This is a genomic window from Mycobacterium sp., assembly GCF_049683355.1.
GTDB lineage: Bacteria > Actinomycetota > Actinomycetes > Mycobacteriales > Mycobacteriaceae > Mycobacterium.
Genome location: NZ_JBAUJB010000436.1, coordinates 1 through 12,440 on the forward strand (window position 1 = coordinate 1; position 12,440 = coordinate 12,440).

Below are 12,440 nucleotides of genomic sequence, written 5' to 3' on the forward strand. Positions count from 1 at the left end.
CCAGTCCATGCCGTACTCGTGGAAATCCTGCGACAGGCCACCCCGAGGTCCGCGCCGACGTGGTGCAGCTTGACGTCGACGGTGTTGTCCGCATCCGACGGTCCGTGGATGTTCCCGGTCCATCCCCTGCGGGCTGCCGGGGTGCCCAACCCGGGGATCTCGACGATGTCGATCTCCCCCTGGCGGGGCCAGTCGTATTCGTGGCCCGGTTCGAGGCCGACCGACCAGAACGCCGGCAGCGTGCCCTGGGTGACGGGCATCTGGATGCGGGCGACGACGCGGGTCCCCACGCCGATGGACTGCTTGCCGAAGGTCACCACGCGCGCGGAGGTGTAGTTGTGCGGGGCGCCGAGCCCATCCGGGGCGGCCTCCCTGCGGGCTTCGATGACGAGGTTGCCGTCGGCGTCGATGTAGACGTTGTCACCGTCGGTGTAGTACTGATTCTCCCCGGCGGGCTGTCCCCACCGTCCGGTCTGCAGACCCCAGTACCGCAACGCTTGTCCGCCCGGTTCCGACTCGAATCAGCCGTTGCCCCATCGCTTGTCGTCGATGCATCGGTCACGCGTGTGGCGCCGGAACCCGCTGGATCACTGTCCGACGAGCTGGATGACCCTGTCGCACCCGGATCCGCGGGACCGGCTGCCGCGGTCGCGGCACCGGCGACCACGGCCGCCCCCAGACCGGCCGCCATCAGGCCTCCGGCCAACCAGGATTTGCCGACCGCCGCTCGTGATCGATTGCACCGCCTATTACCCATCACCACATCCATTTCTTCGGCAGGTAATCAAAAGGAGAAGCGAGCATGAATACGCCATCGCCTCAGCGCCACAGAAGAGCGAATACAATTCTCGGTCGGCCAATGAGCGTGACCGCCGGTCTATCGTCCACTATCAGAGTTTTCGGGGGATCGCCGTCTCCCCTCCGCTGGTAGCGAGGCGTGTGCAGCAAACGCTATCGAATCAACATCAAATGTGCTTGCTTTCCTAAAAAAGAGAAATTCCGGTTCGGTATTCGGACACCCACACAGGTGACTACTCGACGCCAATTGCACATGTCAGCGTAGCGCCATGAGTTAGCTGGCAGCCCGCATACAAAGGGCAGCGAGGAACAAGGGCACCGCAGGCGAACAGCTTTCGCGCAACGGTGGCGAGATGCTTCGGCCGCCGCCAATTGCCGGAAGCAGTAGGAGCAAAAAGCGGCGCGCCGAAGCGCGCCGCCCGTGGTTGTGCCGGCGATCAGGCCGACGGAATGATCACCGCGGCCGCAAGTGTGGTCAGACGGTGAAGCCCAGCGCCCGAAGCTGTTCGCGTCCGTCGTCGGTGATCTTGTCCGGACCCCACGGCGGATTCCACACCCAGTTGATCTTGATCTCGTTCACCAGGCCGGCGCCGACCAGTGCACTGCGCGACTGATCCTCGATGACGTCAGTCAGAGGACACGCAGCCGAGGTGAGGGTCATGTCGATCAGCGCAACCCGCCCGGCGTCGCCGTCCTCGACGCCCACCCCGTACACGAGGCCGAGGTCGACGACGTTGATCCCGAGTTCGGGGTCGACGACGTCGCGCATGGCCTCCTCGATATCGGCGAGCAGTTCGTCATTTGGTACTGCCGTATCACTCATCAATTCTCCTCACGACTGTCTGACATGCGCGCCGGCGCCAGCGCCCCGTCTGATTCGCTGGCCTCCGCCAGCGCGGCCTTGAACGCTGTCCATCCCAGTAACGCACACTTGACCCGCGCCGGGTACTTCGCGACACCGGCGAACGCCACGCCGTCGCCCAGCACGTCCTCGTCACCCTCGATCCGGCCGCGCGATGACACCATCTCCGAGAACGCAGCCACTGTCTTGAGCGCGTCCCCGACGCTCTGTCCGATCACCTGATCGGTCAGCACCGAGGTCGATGCCTGGCTGATCGAACAGCCCTGACCGTCGTAGGAAATGTCGAGGACCGTGTCTCCGTCCTCCGACAACGCCACCCGGAGGGTGACCTCGTCGCCGCAGGTGGGATTGACGTGATGCACCTCGGCGCCGTAAGGATCCCGCAGACCGCGGTGGTGTGGGTGCTTGTAGTGGTCCAGTATCACTTCCTGGTAGATCTGTTCCAGTCGCATCGTCAGTTCCCGAAGAACTCGACAGCCCGACGCACACCCGACACCAGCCGGTCCACCTCGCCGAGGGTGTTGTACACCGCAAAAGACGCCCGCGCCGTCGCGGCGATGCCGAACCGGCGATGCAGCGGCCATGCGCAGTGGTGGCCGACGCGCACCGCCACGCCGTCGTCGTCGAGAACCTGGCCCACGTCATGCGCATGCACGCCGTCGACCACGAACGACACCGGCGAACCCCGATCCTCCATGGAGGTGGGACCGATGGTCCGCACGCCGGCGATATCGGACAGCCCGGCCAACGCGGCGGCGACCAACTCGGCCTCATGCTTCTCGACCGCGGCCATCCCGATGTCCTGCAGGTACCGCGCGGCCGCACCGAGCCCCACCACCTGGGAGGTCATCGGTGTGCCTGCCTCGAACCGCTGAGGAGCCGGCGCGTAAGTGGTGGCCTCCATGGTCACCGTCTCGATCATCGAGCCGCCGGTCAGAAACGGGGGCAGCGCGTTGAGCAGTTCACCGCGGCCGTAGAGCACGCCGATGCCGGTGGGGCCCAGCATCTTGTGGCCGGAGAATGCGGCGAAGTCCACATCGAGGGCGTGCAGATCCACCGGCTGATGCGGCACCGACTGGCAGGCGTCGAGCAGAGTCAGCGCACCGACCGCCTTCGCCCGCCTCGCCAGCTCGGCCACCGGCAACACCGCGCCGGTGACGTTCGAATGATGGCTGAAAGCCACGAGTTTCACCCGCTCGTCGAGTACGAGGGAGTCCAGGTCGATGCGGCCGGCATCCGGTCCGTCGGGAATCACGCTGTACCAGCGCAGCTCGGCACCCGTGCGCCGGCAGAGCTCCTGCCACGGGATCAGGTTGGCGTGATGCTCCAGCTCGGTCGTGACGACCACGTCACCCGGGCCGACCGCGGATGCGAAACGGTCGTCGCCGATGGCGTAGGAGACGAGGTTGATGGCCTCGGTGGCGTTCTTGGTGAACACCAACTCACCGGAGTCGGCGCCCACGAACGCCGCCACATCGTCGCGACCCTGCTCGTAGGCGTCGGTGGCCTCCTCCATCAACTGGTGCGCACCGCGGTGCACCGCACCGTTCGAATGGAGCAGGAACTCGCGTTCGGTGTCGAGGACCTGGACGGGACGCTGCGAGGTCGCCCCGGAGTCCAGATACGCCAGCTGGCATCCGCCGCGCATCACCCGTTGCAGGATCGGAAAGTCCGCCCGTATCCGGGTGATCCTCTCCACGTCCAGCGGACGGTCGAACGATGTCGTCATCTCTGATACCTCCTAGGAGGTCGATGCAGCCTGCGTGAAGCGCTCGTAGCCGTTTTCCTCCAGCTCGTCGGCCAGTTCCGGCCCGCCGGATTGCACGATCCGGCCGCCGATGAACACATGCACGAACTGGGGCTCGATGTAGCGCAGGATCCGGGTGTAGTGGGTGATCAGCAGCACGCCGCCGTTCTCGGACTGCGCATAACGGTTGACGCCCTCGCTGACCACTCGCAGCGCGTCGACGTCCAGTCCGGAATCGGTCTCGTCGAGGATCGCGATCTTCGGCTTGAGCAGCCCGAGCTGCAGAATCTCGTGGCGCTTCTTCTCGCCACCGGAGAAACCCTCGTTGACGCTGCGCTCGCTGAAGGAAGGGTCGATATCGAGCTCGCCCATCGCGCCCTTGACCTCTTTGACCCAGTGCCGCAACTTGGGAGCCTCGCCGCGCACCGCGGTCGCCGCGGTCCGCAGGAAGTTCGACATCGAGACGCCGGGCACCTCGATGGGATACTGCATCGCCAGGAACAGTCCGGCGCGGGCCCGTTCGTCGATGCTCATCGCCAGCACGTCCTGGCCGTCCAGGGTGATCGACCCGGAGGTGACCGTGTACTTGGGATGGCCCGCGATGGCGTACGAGAGTGTCGACTTGCCAGATCCGTTGGGGCCCATGACCGCATGGGTCTCCCCTGACTTCACGGTGAGGTCGACACCCTTGAGGATCGGGATGTCTCCGTCGTCGGCCGAGACGACGGAGACATGGAGGTCCTTGATTTCCAATGTGGTCATGGCTACGAACTTCTCGATTCAGTGATTGCTAGTTCTTTTTCGATTGCTTCGGTGAGTCGCTCCCGCACCGCAGGCACGGCGATCTTGGCGATGATCTCGTTGAAGAACCCGCGCACCACCAAGCGGCGGGCCTGTGCCTCCGGGATACCGCGGGCACGCAGATAGAACAACTGCTCGTCGTCGAAACGGCCGGTGGCACTCGCATGTCCGGCGCCGATGATCTCGCCGGTCTCGATCTCCAGATTGGGCACCGAGTCGGCCCGCGCCCCGTCGGTGAGCACCAGGTTCCGGTTGACCTCGAAGGTGTCGGTGTTGGTGGCCTCGGCGCGGATCAGGACGTCGCCGATCCACACCGTGTGCGCGTCGGGCTTGTTCGAATCCGGATCACCCTGCAACGCACCCTTGTACAGCACGTCGGACTTGCAGTTCGGCTGCGCATGGTCCACCAGCAGGCGCGCTTCGAAGAACTGGCCGTCGTCGGCGAAATACGTGCCGAGCATCTGGGCGTCGCCGCCGGGAGCGGTGAAACGCACCGTCGCCGAGGTACGGACGACCTCGCCACCGAGCGTCACGTTGACGTGGCCGAGCACGGCGTCCTTACCCAACCGCGCGTGGTGGGCGCTGACGTGGACCATGTCATCGGCCCAGTCCGCGATCCAGATGACACCAAGGCCGGCGGAGTCGCCGACGATGATCTCGACATTGTCGGCGTAGGTTCCACTGCCGCGCAGGTCGACGACGACGATGGCGCGGGCAAGCTCTTCGACCCGGATCTGCAGATGCCCGTACGCCACCTCACCCTCGCCGGGGCCGGTGACGGTGATCTCGATGGGTTCGGCAACCTCGGTGTCGCGCGCGACGGTCACCACGGTCGCCGAGGCGAACGACGAGAACGCTTGAGCGGCAACACGGTCGGCTGGCGTGCCGGCCTGGCCGAGTCGTTCGTCGCCGCGGCGCGCGGACTCCACCGTGACACCCGCACGCTCGCTGATCTCGATCTGCGACTCGCCGGTGGCGGGCGCGGATCCGTCATGCAGGCCCCGTAGCCGCTTGAGCGGAGTGAACCGCCACAGCTCGTCGCGACCGCCCGGAACCTCGAACGCATCGACGTCGAACGAAGCGAACAGCTCGCCCTTGTTGGCGCCGGCGAGCGTCGAGCCCTTCCTGTTGCCGCCTTCGACGGTGTCGGTGAGATTCTGGGTCACCCGACGGCGCCTTCCATCTGAAGCTCGATCAGCCGGTTGAGCTCCAGCGCGTACTCCATCGGAAGTTCTTTGGCGATCGGCTCGACGAACCCGCGCACCACCATCGCCATCGCTTCGTCTTCGGTCATGCCGCGACTCATCAGGTAGAACAGCTGATCCGCGCTGACCTTGGACACCGTCGCCTCGTGGCCCATCGTCACGTCGTCCTCGCGGATGTCGACGTACGGGTAGGTGTCCGAACGACTGATCGTATCGACCAGCAGCGCATCACATTTCACGCTGGACTTCGAACCGTGTGCCCCCTTGTTGACCTGAACCAGGCCGCGGTAGGACGCTCGGCCGCCGCCGCGCGCCACCGACTTGGACACGATGTTGCTCGAGGTGTGGGGCGCCAGGTGCAGCATCTTGGCACCGGTGTCCTGGTGCTGACCTTGGCCGGCGAACGCCACCGACAGCACCTCACCCTTGGCGTATTCACCGGTCATCCAGACCGCGGGGTACTTCATGGTGACCTTGGAGCCGATGTTGCCGTCGACCCATTCCATGGTGGCACCGGCTTCGGCGCGGGCCCGCTTGGTGACCAGGTTGTAGACGTTGTTCGACCAGTTCTGGATGGTCGTGTAGCGGCACCGGCCACCGGGCTTGACGATGATCTCGACGACTGCCGAGTGCAGCGAGTCGCTCTTGTAGATCGGTGCGGTGCATCCCTCGACGTAGTGCACGTAGGCGCCTTCGTCGACGATGATCAGCGTCCGCTCGAACTGGCCCATGTTCTCGGTGTTGATCCGGAAGTAGGCCTGCAGCGGAATGTCGACGTGCACACCCTTCGGCACGTAGATGAACGAACCGCCCGACCACACCGCGGTGTTCAGCGCGGAGAACTTGTTGTCACCGGCCGGGATCACGGTGCCGAAGTACTGCCTGAAGATCTCCGGGTGTTCCTTCAGCGCGGTGTCGGTGTCCAGGAAGAGCACACCCAGGGCCTCCAGGTCCTCGCGGATCGAGTGGTAGACGACCTCGGACTCGTACTGCGCGGCGACGCCTGACACCAGGCGCTGCTTCTCCGCCTCGGGGATGCCGAGCTTGTCGTAGGTGTTCTTGATGTCTGCGGGCAGGTCATCCCAGGTGGCGGCCTGCTTCTCGCTCGAACGGACGAAGTACTTGATGTTGTCGAAGTCGATGCCCTCGAGGTCGGAACCCCAGTTCGGCATGGGCTTCTTGCCGAAGGTGCGCAGCGCCTTGAGGCGGATGTCGAGCATCCACTCGGGCTCGCTCTTCTTCGCCGAGATGTCGCGCACCACGGCCTCGGACAGTCCTCGCTGCGCGGCAGCTCCGGCCACGTCGGAGTCAGCCCAGCCGTAGCCGTACTTGCCCAGGGAGGCAATGGCCTCCTCCTGGGTCAGTGGAGTCGCCGGTGTGGTCTTGGCCTCCGGTGTGAGTGTCACTACGACACACTCCTTTTGCTCTAGTTGTGGCTCCGGCTCGGGCTGCGTGCCGGAGGTGCTTCGGTTGTACGCTTACGGCCCCGTAACGCCTTGACCGGGCCGAGGGGGACGTGGGTGGTGCACGCGCAGTCGCCGTTGACAATGGTCGCCAGCCGCTGCACATGGGTACCCAGGACCTCGGCCATCGCCTGCTGTTCGGCCTCGCACAACTCGGGGAACTCCTCGGCGACGTGCGACACCGGACAATGGTGCTGACAGATCTGCACACCCTGAGCCGGGCCGCCCACCCGGGTGGTGGTGGTGGCGTACCCGGCGACGGTCAGCGCGTCGGCGATCCGGTCTGCGGCGTCCTCGACGCCGTCGCCGGAAGCCGTGCCGCCCGCCGGTGTGACATCGGCGAGGATGGCGTCGATGCGCCTGCGGGCGAAGGTCCGGATGGCCTCGTCACCGCCGAGTTCACGCAGCTGGCGCATGGCGGCGGAGGCGAGGTCGTCGTAGGTGTGCTCGAGCTTGGCGCGGCCCGCGGCGGTCAGCTGATAGCGCTTGGCCGGGCGGCCCCGCCCCTCCTGCTGCCACGCCGCCGCGGCGTGGGCCTGGGCTTCCCCCGCATCGATGAGGGCATCGAGGTGCCTGCGCACCCCCGCCGCGGACAAGCCCAGGTGCTCCCCGATGCTGCTCGCGGTGGTCGGACCCGATTCCAGCAGGAGCCGGATGATGGCGCCCCTGGTATCGCCGTGAGAGTCTCCGTCGGCAGCGTGCGACGACGCCGACTGCGATGCAGCCGCGCGTGTCACCTGCGAACGGATTTTCACAACACCAGTGTGACGCAATTCCGGAATCGGGTCTAGCAAGGGCACCCTTATCAGGGGCTGTTGCAATGCTCACACCGACTTGCCCCGGGCTGCCCGGGAATTCCGACCGCTACGCTGCCTTCGTGGCTGCCCGCCTACGCTCCCTCAGCACCTCGATCGCCGGCTGGCACGGTGACGAGCGAACCGTGGGCAGTCCCCTGATCGACCCCGAGCTTATCGCCTTGCGCCGGACCCGGCTGTTCGGGGCGACGGGCACGGTGCTGATGGCGATCGGCGCCCTCGGCGCGGGCGCCCGCCCCGTGGTCCAGGACCCGACGTTCGGCGTCCGGCTACTCAACCTGCCCTCCCGCATCCAGACCGTCTCGCTGACGATGACGACCACCGGTGCGGTGATGATGGCCCTGGCCTGGCTGATGTTGGGCCGGTTCGCGCTCGGTAAGCGCAAGATGACCCGCAGCGACCTCGACCGCACGCTGCTGCTGTGGGCGCTGCCGTTGCTCGTCGCGCCGCCGATGTACAGCAAGGACGTCTACTCCTACCTCGCCCAGAGCCAGATCTCGCTACAGGGTGACGACCCGTACCGCGTGGGTCCGGCCACGGGGTTGGGCCTGGACCACTTCTTCACGCTGTCGGTGCCCAGCCTGTGGCGGGAGACACCGGCGCCGTACGGGCCGCTGTTCCTGTGGATGGGACGGGGTATATCCGCTCTGACCGGTGAGAACATCGTCGAGGCCGTGCTCTTCCACCGGCTTGTGGTGTTGCTCGGCGTCGGGCTGATCGTGTGGGCGACGCCACGGCTTGCCCGCCGCTGCGGGGTCGCCGAGGTGAGCGCCCTCTGGCTGGGGCCGGCCAATCCGCTGCTGTTCATGCATCTGGTCGCCGGGATCCACAACGAGGCGTTGATGCTGGGGTTGATGCTGGCGGGCACCGAGTTCGCGCTGCGCGGCATCGACGCGGCGGCGCCGCTGATCCCGCGGCCGTGGACCTGGCCGCGCAGCTCCCGGCAGTGGGCGCGCTGGTACCCGATGGCCATGCTGCTCGCCGGTTCCGTGCTGATCACGATGTCGTCGCAGGTGAAGCTGCCGTCCCTGCTGGCCCTGGGCTTCGTCGCGATGGCGCTGGCGCATCGGTGGGGCGGTACCGTGAAGGCGTTCTTCATCGCGGGCGGGTCGCTGACCGCGCTGTCGCTGGCGGTGATGGCGGTGATCGGCTGGGCAAGCGGGCTCGGGTTCGGGTGGCTGTTCACCCTCGGCACCGCCAACGTCGTCCGGAGCTGGATGTCACCGCCGACGCTGCTGGCGCTGGGTACCGGCCAGGTGGGCATCCTTCTCGGCCTCGGAGACCACACCACCGCGGTGCTGGCCCTGACCCGTCTGATCGGTGTGAGCCTGATCGCGGTGATCGTCACCTGGTTGCTGCTCGCCGTGCTGCGCGGCCGGCTGCACCCGGTGGGCGGTCTCGGCGTCGCTCTGGGAGCCACCGTGCTGCTCTTCCCCGTCGTGCAGCCGTGGTACCTGCTCTGGGCGATCATTCCGCTGGCCGCCTGGGCGACCCGCCCCGGCTTCCGGGCCACCGCGATCGCTGCCACCCTGGTCGTCGGGATCTTCGGCCCCACCGCGAACGGCGATCGCTTCGCGCTGTTCCAGATCGTGATGGCGACGCTCGCGAGCACCGCGATCGTGCTCGTGCTGATCGCGCTGACCTACCGCCGACTGCCCTGGCGGCCCATTCCCGAGCCGCCCCAGGAACCGCCGCCACCACCGGAGCCACCGACTGCCAAGTCCGACGCCTACGCTGAGTCTTCGTGACCTCCCGCTCCGGTGCTGTCCCCGTGCTGCTGAGCGGCGTCAGCAAGCGGTACGGAACGACGACCGCCGTCTCCGAACTCGACCTCGACGTCCAGACCGCCGAGATCCTTGCGCTGCTCGGCCCGAACGGCGCCGGCAAGACGACCACGGTGGAAATGTGCGAGGGCTTCCTCAAGCCCGACGAAGGCCGGATCGAGATCCTCGGTCTGGATCCCGTCGCCGACAACGCCGAGCTGCGGGCGCGTATCGGCGTGATGCTGCAGGGCGGGGGCGCCTATCCGGCGGCCCGGGCCGCAGAGATGTTGAACCTGGTGGCGTCCTACGCCGCCGATCCTCTGGACCCGCAGTGGCTTCTCGACACCCTCGGGCTGACCGAGTCCGCCCGCACCACCTACCGTCGGCTGTCGGGCGGCCAGCAGCAGCGACTGTCGCTGGCCTGCGCCGTGGTAGGCCGTCCCGAACTGGTGTTCCTCGACGAGCCGACCGCGGGCATGGACGCGCACGCACGAATCGTGGTGTGGGAGTTGATCGATGCACTCCGCCGCGACGGGGTAACGGTGGTGCTGACCACACACCAGCTGCCCGAGGCCGAGGAGCTGGCCGACCGGATACTGATCATCGACCGCGGGGTCGCTGTCGCCACCGGCACCCCAGCCGAGCTCATGCGCAACGGTGCGGAGAACCAGCTCCGGTTCCGGGCGCCGCGGATGCTGGATCTGAGCCTGCTCGTCTCGGCGCTGCCGGAGAGCTACCGTGCCGTCGAGACCTCGCCGGGTGAGTACCTCGTCGACGGCCACATCGATCCTCAGGTGCTGGCCACCGTGACCGCGTGGTGTGCCCGTCTGGATGTGCTGGCCACCCACATGCGCGTCGAGCAGCGCAGCCTCGAGGACGTGTTCTTGGAACTCACCGGCCGGGAGTTACGGAAATGACGATCGAGACCAATCGGTTCACTCCGGGGACGTTCACCCCCGACCCCCGGCCGGCGGCGGTGCCGCAGATGCTCAACGCACAGTTCGGGCTGGAACTGCGCCTGCTGTTGCGCAACGGCGAACAACTGCTGTTGACGATGTTCATCCCGATCACGTTGCTGCTGGGCCTCACCCTGCTGCCGCTGGGCTCGTTCGGGGACGACCGGGCCGCCACCTTCGTCCCCGCGATCATGGCGCTGGCGGTCATCTCGACCGCGTTCACCGGGCAGGCGATCGCGGTGGCCTTCGACCGCCGCTACGGCGCACTCAAGAGGCTCGGCGCCACGGCTCTGCCCGTGTGGGGGATCATCGGCGGCAAGTCACTGGCCGTGGTCGCCGTGGTGTTCCTGCAGGCAATCCTGTTCGGCGCCATCGGCGTGGCGCTGGGCTGGCGGCCACCGATCGCCGGACTGGCGTTGGGCGCCGCGATCATCGCGATGGGCACCGTCGTCTTCGCCGCGCTGGGCCTTCTGCTTGGCGGCACCTGGCGCGCGGAGATCGTGCTTGCGGTCGCCAACCTGCTCTGGTTCGTCTTCGCCGGGCTCGGAGCGCTCACCTTGGAGGGCGGCATGGTGCCCACCGCCGTGCAGTGGGTGGCGCGGCTGACGCCCTCGGGTGCGCTCACCGAGGCCCTGTCGCGCGCGATGCTGCTGTCAATGGACTGGTTCGGCCTCGCCGTGCTCGCGGCATGGGGTGCCGTCGCCGCGTTGTGCGCGTTGCGCTGGTTCCGCTTCACCTGACGAGACCAGTTGCGGCAGCAGGTGTTCCAGTTGTCCGACTTCCTCGATGTTGTGTTTCACCCAGGCCTGGGCCTTGTCGTCGTGAAATCGACTGCGGATCAGGCGGTTCACTGGAGCCAACATCGGTGAGCGGGCACCGAGATCCATCACGGTGACGTAGTGTGCGCCGTCATCCCCCGCCGACCAGGTGTGCTCCAGTTGGAAGACCGGAATCCCCGCAACACGCAGCACAAGCCGAATGCCGGTCTCGTCGAGTTTCTCGACTCGGGCGATCTCGTCGGGAGTGAATTCAGGCTTGGCGCCGAACGCTTCGACTATGTGGAACCGCGCGCCCTCCGCGGCGCCACCGGAGGGCGCCGGGCGGGCCAACTCCCAGCGGATGTGGTCGATCGGGTGCCATGCGAGGTAGCGATCGACGGTCTGCCCGGCGTAGGTCATCGTGCCGCCGAGGTGGGTGAACCAATCGAGCAGCATCGCCGGTGTCACCGCCTGTAGCGGACGGTGGTCGAGGGTGATTCGTCGACGGCGGTGTGGGAGTTCAGAGTATGCGATCCGCGCGGTGTCGACCGTCCGCAGCGGACGCAGCACGGGCAATGGCATGTCAACGTCCAAGATACGATTTAGTTTCTTATATGGTCGAGCGTACGTCTCTAGCATAAGATACGCAAGCGTTTCTACCTGGGAGGTGGCTGGTGACTCGACGTCGGGGTGCGCAACTCGAAGACGCGATTCGCTCGGCGGTCTTGGAGCTGCTGAGCGACCGTGGCCCCGAAGGGGTGACGATGGAGGCCGTGGCAGCGGCCGCCCGCACCAGCAAGCCCGTGCTGTATCGGCGCTGGCCCGATCGCCGGGCGTTGATTCGCGACACCCTGCTCGGCATCGCGGCGTCGGCGATCCCGAGTCCGGACACCGGGAGCTTCCGCGGCGACATGCTCGCGGTGCTGCGCGCATGGGCGGCGTTGTTCACCGGCGAACGTGCCGCGCTGATGCGGTCGGTGGTCATGGCGGTGACGGCTGATCCGGACCTGGAATCGACGTTTCGCACCGACGTCATGGGCTGGCGCAAGGACCAGATGACCGCGCTGCTGACCCGGGCCGTCGAGCGCGGCGAGGTGCGGCCGGACTGTCCCGTCGAGGTGGTTCGCGAGCTCGGTCAGAGCGTGCTCTGGCACCGCCTGTTGATCACCGGAGACCCCATCACCGACGAATTGGTGGTGCAACTCGTCGACGAGGTGCTGACCCCGGTGGTACGCCCCTACTACGGAATGTAGTTCCCAAGGCTCTACCATC

13 protein-coding genes are annotated in these 12,440 nt (G+C 66.8%); 4 read left to right on the forward strand and 9 right to left on the reverse strand.

Annotated elements, in window-relative coordinates; genetic code table 11:
* The 8 genes from WA944_RS24930 to WA944_RS24965 all read right to left on the reverse strand — a co-directional run.
* A partial coding sequence (locus WA944_RS24930) for a glycoside hydrolase family 16 protein (protein WP_526647448.1) occupies positions 1-494 on the reverse strand: 494 nt, incomplete at its 3' end.
* A 779-nt stretch (positions 495-1,273) separates the two neighbouring features.
* A complete protein-coding gene (locus tag WA944_RS24935) occupies positions 1,274-1,621 on the reverse strand; it encodes a metal-sulfur cluster assembly factor (protein ID WP_163890407.1) in 348 nt (115 codons plus the stop codon).
* Positions 1,621-2,118, reverse strand: a complete 498-nt coding sequence (gene sufU, locus WA944_RS24940; RefSeq protein WP_526370072.1) for a Fe-S cluster assembly sulfur transfer protein SufU — start codon at positions 2,116-2,118, stop codon at positions 1,621-1,623. Before sufU ends, WA944_RS24935 begins: the two co-directional genes overlap by 1 nt.
* The gene (locus WA944_RS24945; RefSeq protein ID WP_526370066.1) at positions 2,115-3,389 is read right to left on the reverse strand and encodes a cysteine desulfurase; all 1,275 of its coding nucleotides are present in this window, start codon (positions 3,387-3,389) and stop codon (positions 2,115-2,117) included. Before WA944_RS24945 ends, sufU begins: the two co-directional genes overlap by 4 nt.
* Positions 3,390-3,401: 12 nt before the next feature.
* Positions 3,402-4,169 (reverse strand): Fe-S cluster assembly ATPase SufC, encoded by a 768-nt coding sequence (gene sufC / locus WA944_RS24950; RefSeq protein WP_526370068.1) that lies wholly within the window; start codon positions 4,167-4,169, stop codon positions 3,402-3,404.
* Positions 4,170-4,171: 2 nt separating this feature from the next.
* The gene (sufD, locus tag WA944_RS24955; protein ID WP_526370074.1) at positions 4,172-5,296 is read right to left on the reverse strand and encodes a Fe-S cluster assembly protein SufD; all 1,125 of its coding nucleotides are present in this window, start codon (positions 5,294-5,296) and stop codon (positions 4,172-4,174) included.
* Between the two features lie 74 nt (positions 5,297-5,370).
* Positions 5,371-6,819, reverse strand: coding sequence for a Fe-S cluster assembly protein SufB (gene sufB, locus WA944_RS24960; protein WP_526611438.1), 1,449 nt, complete (start codon positions 6,817-6,819; stop codon positions 5,371-5,373).
* Between the two features lie 20 nt (positions 6,820-6,839).
* Positions 6,840-7,685 carry a helix-turn-helix transcriptional regulator gene (locus WA944_RS24965; RefSeq protein ID WP_526374422.1) on the reverse strand — a complete coding sequence of 282 codons (846 nt, stop codon included), beginning with the start codon at positions 7,683-7,685 and terminating at the stop codon, positions 6,840-6,842.
* Positions 7,686-7,753: 68 nt separating this feature from the next.
* On the opposite strand from WA944_RS24965, the gene mptB reads away from it, so the two are divergent.
* From mptB to WA944_RS24980, 3 genes are read left to right on the forward strand one after another with little or no spacing between them, the layout of a single operon-like run.
* Complete coding sequence (gene mptB / locus WA944_RS24970) at positions 7,754-9,439, forward strand: polyprenol phosphomannose-dependent alpha 1,6 mannosyltransferase MptB (RefSeq protein WP_526374421.1); 1,686 nt, start codon at positions 7,754-7,756, stop codon at positions 9,437-9,439.
* Positions 9,436-10,371, forward strand: a complete 936-nt coding sequence (locus WA944_RS24975) for an ABC transporter ATP-binding protein (RefSeq protein WP_526374419.1) — start codon at positions 9,436-9,438, stop codon at positions 10,369-10,371. The genes mptB and WA944_RS24975 overlap by 4 nt, the downstream gene beginning before the upstream one ends.
* Positions 10,368-11,150 (forward strand): ABC transporter permease, encoded by a 783-nt coding sequence (locus WA944_RS24980; protein ID WP_526374417.1) that lies wholly within the window; start codon positions 10,368-10,370, stop codon positions 11,148-11,150. The genes WA944_RS24975 and WA944_RS24980 overlap by 4 nt, the downstream gene beginning before the upstream one ends.
* Here WA944_RS24980 and WA944_RS24985 read toward each other — a convergent pair.
* On the reverse strand, positions 11,064-11,750 hold the full coding sequence (locus WA944_RS24985; protein ID WP_526647449.1) for a hypothetical protein: 687 nt from the start codon (positions 11,748-11,750) through the stop codon (positions 11,064-11,066). The two genes, WA944_RS24980 and WA944_RS24985, sit on opposite strands and share 87 nt — an antisense overlap.
* 92 nt (positions 11,751-11,842) lie before the next feature.
* Between WA944_RS24985 and WA944_RS24990 the strand changes: the two genes are divergently transcribed.
* On the forward strand, positions 11,843-12,421 hold the full coding sequence (locus WA944_RS24990; RefSeq protein ID WP_526611442.1) for a TetR/AcrR family transcriptional regulator: 579 nt from the start codon (positions 11,843-11,845) through the stop codon (positions 12,419-12,421).
* The last annotated feature ends 19 nt before the right edge of the window (positions 12,422-12,440 follow it).